The sequence below is a fragment of the Saccharopolyspora sp. NPDC049426 genome, from assembly GCF_040676935.1.
Taxonomy (GTDB): Bacteria; Actinomycetota; Actinomycetes; order Mycobacteriales; family Pseudonocardiaceae; genus Saccharopolyspora.
Genome location: NZ_JBFAPZ010000004.1, coordinates 93,328 through 108,907, shown reverse-complemented (window position 1 = coordinate 108,907; position 15,580 = coordinate 93,328). Strand labels below are relative to the sequence as shown.

15 protein-coding genes are annotated in these 15,580 nt (G+C 69.4%); 8 read left to right on the top strand and 7 right to left on the bottom strand.

What is annotated here, in order from left to right; translation table 11 throughout:
- The first annotated feature begins 167 nt into the window (after positions 1 to 167).
- From AB0J78_RS09450 to AB0J78_RS09440, 3 genes are read left to right on the top strand one after another with little or no spacing between them, the layout of a single operon-like run.
- On the top strand, positions 168 to 1,283 hold the full coding sequence (locus AB0J78_RS09450; protein ID WP_363788253.1) for an NDMA-dependent alcohol dehydrogenase: 1,116 nt from the start codon (positions 168 to 170) through the stop codon (positions 1,281 to 1,283).
- A 12-nt stretch (positions 1,284 to 1,295) separates the two neighbouring features.
- The gene (locus AB0J78_RS09445) at positions 1,296 to 2,114 is read left to right on the top strand and encodes an N-acyl homoserine lactonase family protein (RefSeq protein WP_363788252.1); all 819 of its coding nucleotides are present in this window, start codon (positions 1,296 to 1,298) and stop codon (positions 2,112 to 2,114) included.
- A 59-nt stretch (positions 2,115 to 2,173) separates the two neighbouring features.
- Positions 2,174 to 2,644 (top strand): zinc ribbon domain-containing protein, encoded by a 471-nt coding sequence (locus AB0J78_RS09440; RefSeq protein WP_363788251.1) that lies wholly within the window; start codon positions 2,174 to 2,176, stop codon positions 2,642 to 2,644.
- 55 nt (positions 2,645 to 2,699) lie between these two features.
- Here the strand turns inward: AB0J78_RS09440 and AB0J78_RS09435 are convergent, their stop codons facing one another.
- The 6 genes from AB0J78_RS09435 to AB0J78_RS09410 form a co-directional block, all read right to left on the bottom strand.
- Entirely contained in the window at positions 2,700 to 3,701 is a 1,002-nt protein-coding gene (locus tag AB0J78_RS09435) for an amidohydrolase family protein (RefSeq protein ID WP_363788250.1), read from the bottom strand.
- A gap of 20 nt (positions 3,702 to 3,721) precedes the next feature.
- A complete protein-coding gene (locus AB0J78_RS09430; RefSeq protein ID WP_363788249.1) occupies positions 3,722 to 4,849 on the bottom strand; it encodes an FAD-dependent monooxygenase in 1,128 nt (375 codons plus the stop codon).
- Positions 4,846 to 5,883 carry a VOC family protein gene (locus tag AB0J78_RS09425; RefSeq protein ID WP_363788248.1) on the bottom strand — a complete coding sequence of 346 codons (1,038 nt, stop codon included), beginning with the start codon at positions 5,881 to 5,883 and terminating at the stop codon, positions 4,846 to 4,848. The genes AB0J78_RS09430 and AB0J78_RS09425 overlap by 4 nt, the downstream gene beginning before the upstream one ends.
- A 33-nt stretch (positions 5,884 to 5,916) precedes the next feature.
- Positions 5,917 to 6,825: an MBL fold metallo-hydrolase gene (locus AB0J78_RS09420; protein ID WP_363788247.1), complete on the bottom strand. Its 909-nt coding sequence runs from the start codon at positions 6,823 to 6,825 to the stop codon at positions 5,917 to 5,919.
- Positions 6,822 to 7,778 (bottom strand): fumarylacetoacetate hydrolase family protein, encoded by a 957-nt coding sequence (locus AB0J78_RS09415; RefSeq protein WP_363788246.1) that lies wholly within the window; start codon positions 7,776 to 7,778, stop codon positions 6,822 to 6,824. Before AB0J78_RS09415 ends, AB0J78_RS09420 begins: the two co-directional genes overlap by 4 nt.
- Positions 7,779 to 7,851: 73 nt before the next feature.
- A complete protein-coding gene (locus AB0J78_RS09410; RefSeq protein WP_363788245.1) occupies positions 7,852 to 8,757 on the bottom strand; it encodes a LysR family transcriptional regulator in 906 nt (301 codons plus the stop codon).
- A gap of 134 nt (positions 8,758 to 8,891) precedes the next feature.
- Here AB0J78_RS09410 and AB0J78_RS09405 point away from each other — a divergent pair, with 134 nt between their 5' ends.
- Complete coding sequence (locus AB0J78_RS09405) at positions 8,892 to 9,830, top strand: fumarylacetoacetate hydrolase family protein (protein ID WP_363788244.1); 939 nt, start codon at positions 8,892 to 8,894, stop codon at positions 9,828 to 9,830.
- A gap of 8 nt (positions 9,831 to 9,838) precedes the next feature.
- Here the strand turns inward: AB0J78_RS09405 and AB0J78_RS09400 are convergent, their stop codons facing one another.
- Positions 9,839 to 10,780 carry an SDR family oxidoreductase gene (locus tag AB0J78_RS09400; RefSeq protein WP_363788243.1) on the bottom strand — a complete coding sequence of 314 codons (942 nt, stop codon included), beginning with the start codon at positions 10,778 to 10,780 and terminating at the stop codon, positions 9,839 to 9,841.
- Positions 10,781 to 10,890: 110 nt separating this feature from the next.
- On the opposite strand from AB0J78_RS09400, the gene AB0J78_RS09395 reads away from it, so the two are divergent.
- The 4 genes from AB0J78_RS09395 (at position 10,891) to AB0J78_RS09380 (ending at position 15,555) form a co-directional block, all read left to right on the top strand.
- On the top strand, positions 10,891 to 11,547 hold the full coding sequence (locus tag AB0J78_RS09395; protein ID WP_363788242.1) for a TetR/AcrR family transcriptional regulator: 657 nt from the start codon (positions 10,891 to 10,893) through the stop codon (positions 11,545 to 11,547).
- A gap of 123 nt (positions 11,548 to 11,670) precedes the next feature.
- Positions 11,671 to 12,795, top strand: a complete 1,125-nt coding sequence (locus AB0J78_RS09390) for an NAD(P)-binding domain-containing protein (protein ID WP_363788241.1) — start codon at positions 11,671 to 11,673, stop codon at positions 12,793 to 12,795.
- 196 nt (positions 12,796 to 12,991) lie between these two features.
- Positions 12,992 to 14,725, top strand: coding sequence for a hypothetical protein (locus AB0J78_RS09385; RefSeq protein ID WP_363788240.1), 1,734 nt, complete (start codon positions 12,992 to 12,994; stop codon positions 14,723 to 14,725).
- Positions 14,726 to 14,796: 71 nt separating this feature from the next.
- Complete coding sequence (locus tag AB0J78_RS09380; RefSeq protein ID WP_363788239.1) at positions 14,797 to 15,555, top strand: Crp/Fnr family transcriptional regulator; 759 nt, start codon at positions 14,797 to 14,799, stop codon at positions 15,553 to 15,555.
- The last annotated feature ends 25 nt before the right edge of the window (positions 15,556 to 15,580 follow it).

The following is a 15,580-nucleotide window of genomic DNA, read 5'->3' as shown; positions in this document are numbered from 1 at the left end:
GGCCGTACATATCTGAAGGCCGGTTCCCGGTAGTCAGCCGGTGCCACCCTCCGGCTCGAACCTCAGAATCCGCCGGCACCGACGTCACTGCAGGAACGAGGGCCGTGCACCACCCGGCCCCGCCACCAGCGTCCTCGCACTTCCACAACGCCCCGCAGAGGTGATCAATGAAGACCCGTGCTGCAGTCCTGGAAGAGGGAAGCAAGGAGTTCGAGATCGTCGAACTCGACGTCGACGAACCACGTGTCGGCGAGGTGCAGATCAAGTTCACCGCTTCCGGCTTGTGCCACTCCGACCTCCACCTGACCGACGGCGTCTACGGCAATTCGCCCCGGTATCCCATCGTCGGTGGCCACGAGGGCGCCGGGATCATCGAGGCGGTCGGGCCCGGCGTGACCCACGTCGAACCCGGCGACCACGTCGTGTGCAGCTTCATGCCCAGCTGCGGCGTCTGCCGGTACTGCGCCTCCGGACATTCGAACCTGTGCAACCTGGGCGCGAACATCCTCAAGGGCAACATGCCCGACGGCACCTTCCGCTACCACCGCGACGGCCGCGACCTCGGCGGGATGTGCATGCTCGGCACATTCTCCGAACGCGCCACGATCCCCGCCCGCTCGGCGGTCAAGGTCGACCCGTGGCTTCCGCTGGAAGTCGCGGTGCTGGCCGGCTGCGGCGTTCCCACCGGTTGGGGCTCGGCGGTCAACGCCGGCGGCGTGAAGGTCGGCGACACCGCGGTCATCTACGGATCCGGTGGCGTGGGGATCAACTCCGTGCAGGGCGCGGCCTACGCCGGCGCCAAGTACGTGGTGGTCGTCGACCCCGTCGAGTTCAAACGCGAGACCGCGCTGAAGCTCGGCGCGACCCACGCCTTCGCCGACGCCGACGAAGCCGCCGCCAAGGTCAACGAGCTGACCTGGGGAGAAGGAGCCGACCAAGCGATCCTGACGGTCGGCGTCATGGACGAGATCGTCGTCCGCCAGGCCTTCGACATCGTCGGCAAGGGCGGCACCATCGTCGTGGTCGGTCAGGCCAACCCGGAAAACCTGACCATCCAGCTCCCCAGCGCGATGTTCACCCGCAACGAGAAGGTCATCAGGGGCGCGCAGTTCGGCTCGTGCAACCCGCAGTACGACATCGTCAAGCTCCTGCGGCTGTGGAACGCAGATCGTCTCAAGCTCGACGAGCTCATCACCAAGAACTACACCCTCGACCAGGTCAACGAGGGCTACCAGGACCTCAAGGACGGAAAGCTCATCCGCGGGGTCATCGTGCACCAGTGAGGGAGGCTCGCCATGTCCGACAACGACAAGATCAAGGTCACGATCATCCCGACGGGAACGATGCACGCCGACCTCACCTGGCTGTTGATCGACCCCAACCGGATGGCCACCCAGAACCAACCGGACAAGGGGCGGGACTGGGTCGAAGTCCCGACTCATGTCGTCTACCTGGAGCACCCGAACGGCCAGAAGCTGATGTGGGACGCAGGAGTCCCGCGGGACTGGGAGACTCGCTGGGGCCCCACAGGTCTCGACCAGTTCTTCCCCGTCGACACCGCCGCGGAGGATGATTGGTTGGACTCTCGTCTGAAGCAGTTGAGGATCGAGCCCAACGACATCGACTACCTGGTCCTGTCCCACCTGCACCTCGACCACGCGGCCAACGCGAAGTTCTGGCAGCAGGCGAACACCCAGATCATCGTCGACGAGAAGGAGAAGGAAGGCGCGTTCTCCTTCGACGGCTACAACAAGGGCGCGCACATCAAGTCCGACTACGACGGCCTGGAACTGGACACGGTCAACCGCGACACGGAATTGCTGCCCGGCGTCACGCTGCTGCGAACCCCCGGGCACACGTGGGGAACCATGAGCCTGCAGGTCGACTTGGCCGACAGCGGGACCATGATCTTCGCCTCGGACGCGTTGTACCGCAAGGAGTCCTACGGTCCACCCGCCGTCGGCGCGGGCATCGTCTACGACTCGGTCGCCTGGCTCGAATCCGTGGAGAAGATTCGCGGCATCCAGGAGCGGACGAACGCGCAGGTGATCTACGGGCACGACCCGGAACAGATCACCCAGCTCCGCACCGGTCCGGGCAACTACTACACGTGATCCGCCGCCCGGCCTGCTCGCGGTGCGGGCCGGGCGTTCCACTCGGAGGTGAGCCGGTCATGCCGATGTACGACTACGCCTGCACCTGCGGCACCAGGTTCGAGCTCATGGTCCCCTCCTGGTCTTCGCTGGCGCCCGATTGCCCGGACTGCGGCGCGACGACCAGGCGCCGCCCGCCCTCCCCCTCGATGCACGGGCACGCCGCACCCCCGGCGCCGATGACGTCCGCCCCGCGATCCTGGGAAGGCCTGAACAACGGCGATCGGGACACCGTCACGCACTGGCGCCGGGCGGTGGAGGCGCGCAGGGATTTCGAAGCGCGCCACCCCGAGCACCGGCAACCACGGGATGCCATCGCCGCTCATGAGGGCCGGTTCGAGCGCACTCCGCTCACCTACCGAGAACTGGCTTCACGCGCGGCGACCAGCGGCGACGCCAACCAGGCAGCGGCCGAGGCCAGCCGCGACAGGCGAAGCGCCCCGCGGCCGGACGGCGGACCGGGTGGCCGGAGAGGATCGAGACCCGGTTGACGGCGTTGATGGTGATCACCCGCCCGAACGGTGCGAGCGGGCGATCGCGGGCCGATCAACCCTGCGGCAGCGAACCCAGCAACCGAGTGGCGTTCCCGCCCCGGATCGCTTCGGTGGTGGTGACGTCCAGGTCGGCGGCCAGCAAGCGGTGCACCGGGTCCTCGACGCCCATGTCGAACGGGAAGTCGCTGCCCAGCGTCACCTGCCCGGCGCCCATCGCGTCGACCAGGTGGCGCAGCTGCTGCGGGGTGTAGACCAGCGAATCCACGAAGGTGCGGCGCAGGAGCTCGCTGGGCGGTGCTTCGGTGGTGCGCGCGTCGCCCCGGACCTTCCAGGCGTGATCGGCTCGCACGAGGTAGCTGCCGAGGTAGCCGCCGCCGTGCGCCGACCAGATCCGCAGCCCCGGGTGGCGTTCGAGCAGGCCGGAGAAGGCGAGCCGCGACAGCGCCAGGGCCGTTTCCACCGGGTTGCCGACGGTGTTGAACAGGTAGTAGGCGTTGAGCCGTTCACCCAGCGTGCAGCCCCATGGGTGGATCAGCACCGCGGCGCCGAGCTCCTCCGCCGCGGCCCAGAACTCCGCCAGTGACGGGTCGTCGAGCTCCGCCCCGGGCGCGGCCGAGGTCGAGATCTGCACGCCGCGCAACCCCAGCTCCCGCACCCCGGACCGCAGCTGCTCCACCGCCAGATCCGGGTGTTGCAGCGCGACCGCGCCGATCCCGACCAACCGGTCCGGCCGCCGCGAGCAGCACTCCGCGACCGCTTCGTTGGTGAGCGCGGTGATGCGCTCGGCGAGCGCGCGCTGCGCCCAGGCGTGCGGCAGCGGCACCGGGCTCACCGCCTGGACGTCAACGCCGGCGTGATCCATGGCGGCGATGCGCACGTCCACGTCGGTGAGCTTCACCGCGAGCGAGCGGATCTGCTCGACGTTGCAGGCCGCCGACTCCGGTCCGAGCGCGGCGGCGTCGGCAGCCCGCTGCCGCGCCAGGCCCGGTTCGTCGGCGATCAGCTCGTCGACGGCCGGCACTCCGAGGTGGGCGTGCACATCGACACTGGGCATCGGTTCTCCTCCAAGCTCGGTCACAGCGGAGCCATCGCCGCCATGGTGACCTCGTAGGCCGCGGCGTCGGGGTCGATGTCGAGGCTGTGGTCCTGCTCCCAGCGGCCGATGCGCTCGGAGCCCTCGACGACGGTCTTGCAGCGCTCGAAGCGCCGCCGCATGAATCCGTCGAGGACCTGCTCGACGGATTCGTGCGCGGCGACCTCCTCGGCGAGCACGACACCGTCTTCGATGGCCTGCGCGCCGCCTTGCCCGCAGTGCGGGGAGGTTCCGTGCGCCGCGTCGCCGATCAGCAGGACTCGGCCCCGGTACCACGGCGCGGGCAGCAGGATGTTGTCCACCGGGCGGTAGACGACCTCGGCGTCGTCGCGCACCCTCTCGCGGTGCTCGGCCACCGCTCCCCCGTACTCGGCGAGCCGCTTGCGGTACTCGGCGGCCAGCCCTTCCTGCGGGAGCCACAGCGGGGCGCCGTCGGGCACCTTCTCGATGGTGAGCATGTACATCAGGTCCGGGGCCAGCGGGACGAATCCCGCCGTTCCCCTCGAACCCCGGTACACCCACAGCCGGTCGAGCTCGGGGATTCGGGGCAGGTTGATGCGCCAGGCGACCTGCCCGGTGAACTTCGCCTGGAGGTGCTCGCCGAACAGCTGCTCGCGGAGCCGCGAGTACAGGCCGTCGGCGCCCACCACCAGGTCGTAGGAGCTCTGCCGCCCATCGCTGAACCCGACGTGCACCTCCTCCGGCGTCTGGTCCACCGCGGACGCGGTGACGCCGGTCCGGATGTCCGTCCCGGCCTCCCGCGCGGCTGAGACGAGGATGTCGTGCAGCCTGCGGCGGGTGATGCCGTTGTTCGGCGGCAGGCCCGGGACGGCCGAGGGCAGGGTGTCGTCCCGCAGCACCGTTTGGCCGTCGGCGGTCAGGCTGCGCACGCCGCGCATCGGATATCCCTGCGCCGCGCACTGCTCGGCCAGGCCGAGCTGGTCCAGAGCGCGCAACGCGTTGCCCGGCTGGATGATCCCGACGCCGTAGACCGTCCACTCGGCGTTCTTCTCGATCAGCTCGACCTCGACACCGGTCCGGCGCAGCGCGATGGCGGCCGAGAGGCCACCGATCCCGCCGCCGATGACGAGAACGCGTCGCACGCTCATCGCGACGTGCCCGCCTGCTCGCCGAAGAAGTCGCGCACGTTCTCGCCCGCGACGGCCGCGTTCTGCTTCTCGGCGGCATCGCCCGCGGGCAGCGGCCAGGACTCGTGGAACCCCTCGGGCGCTTCGACGTTGCGCCAGATGCTCTGCCCCGGGTTGCCGCCCGCGGCCTGGTAGGTGGTGGTCTCCCAGTCGGGCATGGTGTTGACCCAGCCGCCGGCGTTGATCTCCATTCGGAACCCGCCGGGCTCGCGGACGTAGAGGTAGGTGATCTCGTCGATGCCGTGCACCCCGGGCCCGAACTCGATCGGCGTGTCGTTGGCCAGGAAGACCTCGGCCGCGCGCTCCACGTCCTGGCGCTGGTCGACCCGGAAGGCGATGTGGTGGGCGCGCCCGGTCATGCCGCTGAAGTCGGGGACCAGCGCGAGGTCGTGCGTGGAGCGAATGCCGTTGCAGGTCAACGTGGAGAACACCTCGAAGCCCGGTTCGACCTCGGTCTGCGCGGTGTGGCGGGCGCCGAGCCGCTTGTAGAAGTCGATGTCGCCGCGCATGTTCTGGGTCGGCATGGTGACGTGGTCGAGGTAGCGGGCCCCGATCCCCTTGCCGGAGAAGCGCTGCGGCCGGTTCTTGATCACCGGGTCCTGCTGCTCCGGCGGGGCCTGGTAGCGGTCGACGTCCCAGAACACCTCGTGCAGGTGCCTGCCGTGCGGGGCTCGGTACCGGTAGGTGGCGCCGTGCCCGGTCCAGTCGTCGACCCAGCCCACCGCTTCCTCGGTGTCGGCCAGCCGCTTCGCGACGATCTCCGGGTCCTCAGGGCCGTAGGTGCGCCACCCGATCCGGCCGACACCGGGTTCGCGGCCCTCGGTGATGATCAGGCTCGAGTGCAGCCATTCGGCCCAGCCCCGCAGGTAGACCGACTGGCCCTCGCTGGTGGTCTCCTCCAGCCCGAAGACCTCCTTCATCCACTCGACGGTCTCCGCGGGCTTCGGGCTGATCAGCTCGACGTGGGCGAGCTGGGACAACAAGATCTCGGACATTCAACACTCCTCTGCGGTGCGGGAAAAGGTCTTTCAAGCGAGGCAGGTCAGGGGACGGCCGCCGTTGTAGGCGACCATGTCGCGCAGCGCGGCTCCGGCGTCGAGCGGCTGCCCGGATTCCTCGGCGTAGGCGCTGTGCAGGTTGCCGACGATGCGCTCACCGTCGGTCCAGTCGGCGAACCTGCCGAGGTCGGTCTCCCGAGCCAGCTCCAGCGGGCTCAAACCGGCTTCCCGGCCGCGCGCGGCGAGGTCGAGGACGAAGCGCAGGTAGTCCAGCACCTCGTCGATGACCTCCGGTCCGCACACCGGGCCGTGGCCGGGCACGATCGTGGTGGCCCCCAGCGGGGCCAGGAAGTGTTCGAGGACGTCGATGGAGCCCCGCACCGATCCCGAGAGCAGGAACGGGGTCCCGCCGTTGAACACCAGGTCGCCGGCGAAGAGCACGGAGCGCTCCGGGATCCACACCACGACGTCGTTGGTGGTGTGCGCGGTCCGTCCGGGGTGGATCAGCTCGCAGCGCAGGTCGTCGACCCACACCGCGATCCGCTCGGTGAAGGTCAGGAACGGCAGCTGGAGTTCGAGATCGCCGTAGTCCACATCGGACCAGATGCCGTCGTTCCCGGGCAGGCCGAGCGCCCGCATCTCCGGGCGGGCCTGCTCGTGCGCGACGATGGTGGCGTTCGGGAAGAACCCGTTGCCCGCGGTGTGATCGGGGTGGTGGTGGGTGTTGACCAACGTGCGCACGGGCGCCGCCGTCATCTCGGCGATGGCGGCGAGCAGGTCCCGGGTGCGGCGTTCGGTCGCGCACGCGTCCACGCACAGCACTCCGGAGGTTCCGGCGACGAACCCGCTGTTGTTGATCATCCAGCTGCCGTCGGGCTGCACGAAGGCGTGGACCCCGTCGGAGACCTCCTGCGCCCGTCCCGGGCCCGGCCGGTTCATCGGGGCTCCGGGACGCAGGTGTTGCGCTGCGCGCCGATGCCCGAGATCGCCGCTTCCAGCACGTCGCCCGACTGCAGCCAGCGCTGCCACTTGCCGCCGTTGCCCGCAGGGCTGCCGGTGAGGATGAGATCGCCCGGGTGCAGCGTGGTGGCCGTGGAGATCGCCGATACCAGCGCTTCGACGTCGAAGAGCAGGTTCGCCGCGACGTCGGACTGCTTGCGCTCCCCGTTGAGGTCCAGGGTGATCTCCAGTTCCCGGTAATCCGGCAGCTGCTCGGTCGGGACGATGAACGGCCCGGTCGGCAGGAAGGTCGGGCGGTTCTTCGCCCGGATCCAGTCACCGCCCAGCGGCCGGTGCTCAGCCGGGAACTGGAGGTCGCGTGCGCTGACGTCATTGCACACGGTGAAGCCGGCGACGTGCTCCATGGCGCGTTCGCGCGGCACTCGGTGCGCGGTCTTGCCGATGACGGCGGTCAGCTCGACCTCCCAGTCGACCTGCGAGGACTCGGCCGGCAGCAGCACGTCGTCGTCCGGTCCGCAGATCGCGGCGGGCAGGCCGCTGAAGAAGAACGGGCTTCCCGTGCGGGCCTTGTCGTCCATCATGCGCTCGGCGTCGCGGCGCAACTCCTCGTCGCTGCGGGTGTCGTCGGCTTCCCGGCCGGACAGGACGATCTCGGCGACGTGGCTTCGGTAGTTGGCCCCCGCCTGGATGATCTGGCGCGGCTCCACCGGCGCCTGAACGGTCAGCTCCGCCAGCGGTGTCCCGCCGCCGCTCGACAGCGTCGCCGCGAGCTCCGGCAGCGCGCTCCGCTTCGCCTCCCAGTCGTCCAGCAGGTCCCGAACGGTCCCCACATCGTCCAGCCGCAGCACCCGGTCACCCACGACGAGACCGGCGAAACTGCCGGAACCGTCCGAGAAAGTGCCCAGGGCGCAGCCGTCCACCCGTCGCGTCATCGCGTCCTCCTTCGACGCGTTCGACGCTAAGGGCGCGTGGGGTGGGCGCGGAAATACGTGGTGTGAATACCAGCTATGGCAGGACGGCCAGCAGCTGCTCGCGCAACCAGCGGTGCGCGGGGTCGGCGTCCCGGCGGCTGTGCCAGTAGGCGGATTCACGCACCGGGCGCAGCGGGAACTCCGGTTCCAGCAGTTCGATTCCGGCCGCGGGCGCGAGCTGCTCGCCGAGGCTCTCCGGGATGATGGTGACCAGGTCGGTGCCCGCCATCAAGAACGGCATGGTGATGAAGTTGACCGAGGTGACCTCGACCCTCGGGGTGACTCCGGCCCGCTCGATGTCCTCGTCCATCAGGCTGCACCCGTTCGGCGGTGCGTAGGCCAGGTACGGGTAGCGGGTCAGGGCTTCCAGCGGGAGCGATCCGCCCGCCAGCGGGTGCTGCGACCACACCGCTCCCACGTATCGGTCGCGGACCACCGGCGCGCTGGAGCACGACGCGGACACCATGTTCTCGGCCAGCACCTCCGGCAGGATGACCAGGTCGATCTCGTCGCGCTCGATCATGCGCGCGGCGTCGCCGGACAGCGCACCCATCTCCAAGCGGACGTTGGGCATCAGTCCGTTCACCCGTTCCAGCAGCGGGCGCATGATCACGACGCCGACGTAGTCGCTGGAGGCCAGGTTGAAGGTCCGCTCGTCGTGGGCGGGGTCGAAGTCCGGGGGTGCGACGATGTGCTGCTCGATCGTCCCGAGCACCTCGCGCACCGGCTCGACGAGCGCTTCACCGCGCGGCGTCAACCGCAGGTAGCGCCCCTGCTTGACCAGCAGCGGATCGCCGAGGAGCTTGCGCAGCCGCGCCAGGGCGGTGCTCGTGGCGGGCTGGGACATGTGCAGCCGCTCGGCGGCGCGGGTGACGTTCTGCTCGCGCAGCAGAGCGTCGAGCACGACCAGCAGGTTGAGATCGACCTGTCCCAGATTCACGCCCGTACCTCCCGCGTCGTCACCGGAGCGATCCTACGAGCCATCCACCGCGCGAATACCAGCCAGCCGATCCGCGCATTTCCGCCGAGGTGCTCCGGCTGCCTAGCATCGCAGTGGATCATCGAGGAGGCATCATGCGCATCGTCCGGCACCGGTCGGATCAAGGCCCGAGGCTCGCCGTGCTCGACGACGAGGACGTCCTGATCGACCTGCCCGCAGGACTCGACCTGCCGACGCTGCTGGCCGACGACGGCAGGCTGGCCGACACAGCCGACACCTCGCTGCGCACCGCCGCCCGCGGGGTGCGTCTCGACGAGGCCGACCTCCTGGCGCCGCTGGAGCCGCCGACCGTGCGGGACTTCTCCACCTTCCCCGAGCACACCGCGGGCATCGCCAGGAACCTGGATCCGAACGCCGTGGTCCCGGAGGAGTTCTGGGAGATCCCCGCGTTCTACTTCTCCAACCCCTATGCGACCGTCGGCCCGCACGACGACGTGCCCGTGCCGCCCGGTTGCGAGCGGTTCGACTTCGAGTTGGAGGTGGCCGCGGTCGTCGGCCGCGCGGGCCGGGACCTCACCGTCGCGGAGGCGGCCGAGCACATCGCGGGTTTCGTGGTGTTCAACGACTTCTCGGCGCGCGACGTGCAGTTCCACGAGATGCGGCTGAGGCTCGGCCCGGCCAAGGGCAAGGACACCGCCACTTCGCTGGGCACCGTGTTCGTCACCGCCGACGAACTGCGGGACCGGGCCTCGGGCACCTCCTACGACCTGACCATGCGCGTGCTGGTCAACGGCGAGGAGATCGGCACCGACCGGCTGGACAACATGGCCTGGAGCTTCCCCGCGCTGGCCGCTTACGCCTCGCGCGGCACCTCGATCCGGCCCGGTGACCTGCTGGGATCGGGCACCTGCCGCAACGGGTGCCTGGCCGAGCTGTGGGGCCGGTACGGCCAGGACTTCCGCCCGCCGCTGCGGCCCGGCGACGTCGTCACCACCGAGGTGGAGCTGCTCGGCGGCACCCGCAACCGGATCGTGCCGGGAACGCCACCGCACGAGATCCGCCCCGGCGCCTGATCCCGCTATCAAGCGTCCGGGAACTGAAAGCCGATCAGGTCCTCGGAGATCTTCCACATCCGCTGGGCGTCCTCGGCGCTGCGCAGGCGGGAGTACAGCTTCTGCTCCCCCGGCGGACCGGAGAGGTGCCGAAAACCGCTGGGCCCGTACAGCCGACCACCGGCGTCGGGCGCGGTCGCGGCGAGAAGCGCTGGCAACAGCGCCGTTTCGATCTTCCCGACCAGGACTCCGCGAGCCGACAGCGCTCGGATGACCCGCACTGCCGCGGTGTCGCGCCCCCGGCCCACCTCCGGACGCGCGGACAGGAGGTTGGTGGGCGTCACGCCGGGGTGGGACAGGTTGCTCGTGATGCCCCAGCCGCTCTCCCGGCTGCGGCGGTCGAGCTCCAGCCCGAACAGGCCGAACGCGATCTTCGACTGGCTGTAGGCCCGGTTGCCGTTGTAGCGCCGTTCCCACTGGAGATCGTCCCAGTTGATGGAGTGCCGGTCGGCGGCAATGCTGATCTGCGAGGTTACCCGCGCCTGGCCCGCGCGCAGGAGCGGGAGCAGGCGGGCCACCAGGGCGACGTGCCCGAGGTGGTTGGTCCCGAGCTGGAGCTCGAAACCGTCCTCGGTGACCTGCCGCTCGGGCGGGGTCATGACACCGGCGTTGTTGACCAGGACGTGGATCGGCCTGCCCTCGCCGGCGAGCTGCTCGGACAGCTCGGCGACCGACGCCAGCGAGGACAGGTCCAGGTCCCGCAAGGAGACCGCGGCCTGCGGGTGCCTGCGGCGGATCTCCGCGAGCGCGGCCTCGCCCTTGCGCCGGTTGCGGACCGGCATGACGACCTCGGCGCCCGCCGCGGCGAGCCGGGCCGCCAGTCCCAGGCCGACGCCGTCGCTGGCGCCGGTGACCAGGGCGAGCCGGCCGGTGAAATCAGGGACCCGGATGTCCGGTGCGTCCTGCGCCATGAGCTCTTCCTCCCCGAACACGAGATGACACCTGTCAGATTAGACGTATTCTGACAGCCGTCAAGTCGCTCCTGGGAACAGGCGCCCACGACCGCGGGGAGAATGAGCGCATGACGGCAGAGGAGTCGGTGACCACGCGCGGCCCGGGACGTCCCTCGGCGGCCTCGCCATCAGCACCCGCCGAAGCCGAGGTCCTCCGGCTCGGCATGGAGGCGTTCGCCGAGCTCGGCTACGACCGCACCTCGGCCAGGGAGCTGGCGCGACGGCTCGGCGTCAGCCACAACTTCATCAACGACCGCTACGGTTCCAAGGCCAACTTCTGGCGCGCCGTGGTCGATTCGGCGCTGGCCGACGACCAGCGGGAACGACAGCGGCTCCTCGACGCCGACCTGGGCGACGCCGAGCTGGTCCGGACCGTGATCACCCACTTCTACCAGGCCGCCGTGGAAGCCCCGCTGCTCGGACGCGTGCTTGCCGACGAATTCGCCCACGAATCCGAACGCCTCGATTACCTCTACGACAACTACGTCAACCCCACGCTGGCGCCGCTCGTCCCCGCCGTCGAACGGCTCATGGCCGACGGACGCATGCCCAGCGTTCCCGTGGACGTGCTCTTCTTCGCCGTCATCAGCCCCGTTGCGGCCCTGGTGCAACTCCCGCTCGCGCACCGGCTCGGCCGCGCCCGGCCCGTGACCCGGGAGAGCCAGGAGAACACCGCGCGCCACATGGCCGAGCTCATCACAGGCGGTCTCCTCGACCGGGCCTGAAGATCTCCCAGCCGTCCGCGGGCACGACCCCGTCGGCGGAAGTGTTCTGCGCCACCGGCCGGAATTCGTGGTCGTGCCCGTTGTTGAACGGCATGCGCAGCCGTGCGACGTCCGGAGAGCAGCATGCAGGTGTCCCCGAATCCCGCGAAGTCCCGCGCGGCGACGGTGGTGGTCATCGGTGGAGGCCAGTCCGGACTTTCCGCGGGCTACCACCTGCAGCGCCGGGACTTCCGCAGCGCGCTGGAGAGCCCCGAGGCCGAGGAGACCTTCGTCGTGCTCGACGCCGGCCAGGCGCCGGGCGGGGCGTGGCGGCACCGCTGGGAGTCGCTGCGCATGGCGACCGTGAACGGCATCTTCGACCTGCCCGGGTTCGCCCAGCCCCCGATCGACCCGGACGAGCCCAGCCGCGTGGCGGTGCCGCGGTACTTCGACGCCTTCGAGGAGGCGACCGCGCTTCCGATCCTGCGGCCGGTGACCGTCACCGCCGTGCGCCCCGGTCTCGACGGCACCCTGGTGGTCGAGACCGACCGCGGGTCGTGGATCGCGCGCGCGATCATCAACGCCACCGGGACCTGGTCCAACCCGGTCCTGCCCCACTACCCCGGACAGGAGACGTTCACCGGCACCCAGCTGCACACCCGCGACTACGTCTCCGCCGAGCGGTTCGCCGGATCACGGGTGGCCGTCGTCGGCGGCGGCATCTCCGCGCTGCAGCAGCTGGAGGAGATCTCCCGGGTGGCGACCACCTTCTGGTACACCCGCCGCGAACCGGTGTTCCGCGACGGCGAGTTCGACAGCTCCGCCGGGCGCGAGGTCGTCGCCAAGGTCGCCGCCGACGTGGAGGCCGGCAGGCCCGCCGGAAGCGTCGTGTCCTACACCGATCTCCTGTGGACGCCGTACGCGCTGGCCGCCCAGGCGCGCGGAGCGCTGCAACGCCACCCCATGTTCACCGCGATCGAACCGACCGGTTTCCGAGAAGCAGACGGGACTTTCACCCCGGTGGACACGATCCTGTGGGCCACCGGGTTCAAGCCCGCCCTCGCCCACCTCGATCCGCTCGGCCTGCGCAACGAGCTCGGCGGCATCCAGGTGCGCGGCACCCAGGTCGTCGGAGAGCCGCGGATCCACCTGACCGGTTTCGGGCCCTCGCAATCCACGGTCGGTGCCAACCGAGCGGGCCGCGAGGCGGTCACCGCCCTCGTCCGGCACTTCCGCTTGCAGGGCAAGGGGAATCTCACCCGGGCTTGAACCCGGCGGAGAGATCCCGCAGGCCATTCGCGCGTTCCCGTTCACCGTTGGTTCTCAGGTACCACTGGCGCTGACACCTCGCGCAGATCGCCACTGCCGTCACCACATCGTCCGATTTCGAACATTTCGAAAGGTTTTCCTCCAGGTCGGCGTTTCCTCAAGTACGGATTCGCATGACATGCGGGAGGAGACCGTGATGTCCAGTAGCAAACGAGCACGCACGGAGAGAACGCGTCGCACGGCAGCAGTAATCGCCGCTGCCGGCGCGAGCGGCGTGCTGATCGCGATGGGTGGTACCGGGATTGCCCAGCCACCGCCACCGCCACCGGCTCCGCCTGCTCCGGCACCCCCTGCACCGCCGCCCCCGGGCCTCGAGGAGCAGCCTCCTGGTGGTCAGCAGCCCGGCCAGGACGAGGGTCGTGGCGATCAGATGAACGGCGGGATCGACACCGGCATGACCGTTGAATCGGTGGAGGTCGTCAGCCAAGACCTCGACGACAACGCGCCTGAGCAGGTGGAGTACCGCTTCGCCAAGTCCGTCAGCGACGTGGGAGATCCGGCGTCCTTCCAGCTGTCCGGCTTCGCCACCAACGCCTCGGTCAAGGCGCAGAGCGCGCAGATCAAGAATGGCGACACCAACACGGTGCTCACCGAGTACGCGCCCGGAACCGATGTCGAGGCGTTCACGGTGGCGATCACCGATTCCCAGGCGGTGGAGAACGAGAGCGGTCGCACCAACCTGCCCAACACCGTCGAGCTCCAGGGCGGCGAGGGCGGCGTCAGCGGCACCGACGCTCCGCGGCTGGAGAGCGCGCGCTCGAACGACACCCTCGATCAGGTGACCTACACGTTCGATCGCAACCTCAAGGAGAACGGCGGCGGAGCCGACGCCTCCAAGTTCGGTCTCTACACCCGCGACGGCCGGGCGATCGACGGGCAGTCCATCGTCACCTCCAACGACGACACGGTCACCGTCCAGTTCGACTCCCAGGTCGGGGACGGCGTGCGGCAGTTCGTCAAGGCCGATGCCGTCAGCGACACCCGGGGCGTGAAGAACGCACCGACGTCCACGGGCGAGGACACCACCGGGCCGAACCTGGCCTCCATCAGCGGACTCGTCGGCAAGACGCAGTTCGACTACAAGTTCGATGAGCCAGTGACCGCCGAGGACGCCAAGAAGTTCACGGTCTACACCGCGGACGGCAAGGCAATCCAGGGCGACAGCATGGTGCAGCCCTCACCGGACACCATTCGGGTCGCGTACCCGGACATCCAGAACTACGGCGACCAGATCAGCTTGGCCGCAGTGGACGAGGGTGCCGCTGAGTCGTCCGATGGCTCCGCCACCCCGAACGCCGTGGGTGACCAGAGCGTCGGCGGCGACAGGTCGGGCAGCCTCACCTCGGGTCCGGATCTCACGGGCTCCTCGGTCGACTCCGAGACCGGCCAGGTCCGCCTGGACTTCGACGAGAAGATCGACGACAGCAAGGAATACGACAAGGCCGGCTTCCAGCTGGTCACCTCGGCCGGCGACCGGATCGAAGCCAGGGACGTCGTCGAAGTCGACGAAAACAGCGTCGTGGTCAGCTTCAACCGGGCATCCGCTGAGGCTTCCGACTCCGTGACGATCAAGAGCAACGCGGTCCAGGACGAGCAGGGCAACGGCAACCTGCTTTCCAACCGGGGCCTGGGCGGCGGCGACACCACCGCTCCCGCACCCGACCAGCCGGGCCAGTCCGATCAGGACGGTCTCGAGGAGCAGGCACCTGCAACTCAGCAGAGCGACGAGCAGGACAACCTGAACCGCGACAACGACCAGAATGATCAGAACAACAACCTGGACGACAACCAGAACGACAGCAACCAGGACAACGACCGGACCGATCAGAACAACCAGCACAACGATCGGGACAACGACGGTCCCAACTGATAACCACCCGGTGTGCCTCGCTGCGACTCATTCGGAGCGAGGCACACCACTACAGCGGAGGAGGCGCAACGATGTCGGAGACACCGTCGCGCGCCACCGGCGGACCGGCCCCGTCGCCGAGCTCGAAGGGCCCGATGACGGGGCCATCGGCCGCCTACCCGGCGCCGCACCGGGATCCCCTCTCCGGGACGTCCTCATTCATCGATCAGCAGCTGCGCACCGCACTTCGGGTGCTCGCGCCCAATCTGCGGCACCACAGCCTCTCACCCGGCGATCGCATCTTCGGCGTGGGAGCGACCGTCGGGGCGGTATCCATCATCGAACGGGGACTCGTGGCACTGCGCAGCCCCGGTTCGGCGACGCTGATGCTGCTGCGGGAGAGCGGGATCGTCGGCGACGTCGAGGTGATGACCGAGATTCGGGCGGAGAAGGAAGCGATCGCTCTGCTCGACACCGACATCATCCGCCTGCCCGGCGACGAGTTCCGGTGGCTGATCCAGCGCTACCCGGAGTTCGCCCTGCGGTGGAGCGATGCGATGGCGTGCCGGATGGCCGGGTACGAACGCCGACTTCTCGACATGCTGGCCGGCGATCTGCGGGCGCAGGTCTCATCCCTGCTGCTGCACGAGTTCGCCGATGCCAACGTCACGCACCTGACCCACCAGATGATCGCCGAACTGCTCGGCGTGCAGCGCACCAGCATCAGCCGCGTGGTGAGCCAACTCGCCCATCACGAGATCGTCGAAAGCGGTTACGCGCACATGCGATTGCGCGACCGCGCCGCGCTCGCCCGCGTCGCGCTCGGATATTCGGCGGGCAGCCACACCTGAGATCTCTACCAGGCGGGAGTTCGAC

Excerpts from the sequence above, each read along its gene's own strand:
- AB0J78_RS09435 (WP_363788250.1), bottom strand. The coding sequence starts at position 3,701 with ATGCCCAGTGTCGATGTGCACGCCCACCTCGGAGTGCCGGCCGTCGAC.
- AB0J78_RS09415 (WP_363788246.1), bottom strand. The coding sequence starts at position 7,778 with ATGACGCGACGGGTGGACGGCTGCGCCCTGGGCACTTTCTCGGACGGT.
- AB0J78_RS09385 (WP_363788240.1), top strand. The coding sequence starts at position 12,992 with ATGTCCAGTAGCAAACGAGCACGCACGGAGAGAACGCGTCGCACGGCA.
- AB0J78_RS09380 (WP_363788239.1), top strand. The coding sequence starts at position 14,797 with ATGTCGGAGACACCGTCGCGCGCCACCGGCGGACCGGCCCCGTCGCCG.
- AB0J78_RS09430 (WP_363788249.1), bottom strand. The coding sequence starts at position 4,849 with ATGAGCGTGCGACGCGTTCTCGTCATCGGCGGCGGGATCGGTGGCCTC.
- AB0J78_RS09395 (WP_363788242.1), top strand. The coding sequence starts at position 10,891 with ATGACGGCAGAGGAGTCGGTGACCACGCGCGGCCCGGGACGTCCCTCG.
- AB0J78_RS09405 (WP_363788244.1), top strand. The coding sequence starts at position 8,892 with ATGCGCATCGTCCGGCACCGGTCGGATCAAGGCCCGAGGCTCGCCGTG.
- AB0J78_RS09420 (WP_363788247.1), bottom strand. The coding sequence starts at position 6,825 with ATGAACCGGCCGGGCCCGGGACGGGCGCAGGAGGTCTCCGACGGGGTC.
- AB0J78_RS09390 (WP_363788241.1), top strand. The coding sequence starts at position 11,671 with ATGCAGGTGTCCCCGAATCCCGCGAAGTCCCGCGCGGCGACGGTGGTG.
- AB0J78_RS09425 (WP_363788248.1), bottom strand. The coding sequence starts at position 5,883 with ATGTCCGAGATCTTGTTGTCCCAGCTCGCCCACGTCGAGCTGATCAGC.
- AB0J78_RS09440 (WP_363788251.1), top strand. The coding sequence starts at position 2,174 with ATGCCGATGTACGACTACGCCTGCACCTGCGGCACCAGGTTCGAGCTC.
- AB0J78_RS09400 (WP_363788243.1), bottom strand. The coding sequence starts at position 10,780 with ATGGCGCAGGACGCACCGGACATCCGGGTCCCTGATTTCACCGGCCGG.
- AB0J78_RS09450 (WP_363788253.1), top strand. The coding sequence starts at position 168 with ATGAAGACCCGTGCTGCAGTCCTGGAAGAGGGAAGCAAGGAGTTCGAG.
- AB0J78_RS09445 (WP_363788252.1), top strand. The coding sequence starts at position 1,296 with ATGTCCGACAACGACAAGATCAAGGTCACGATCATCCCGACGGGAACG.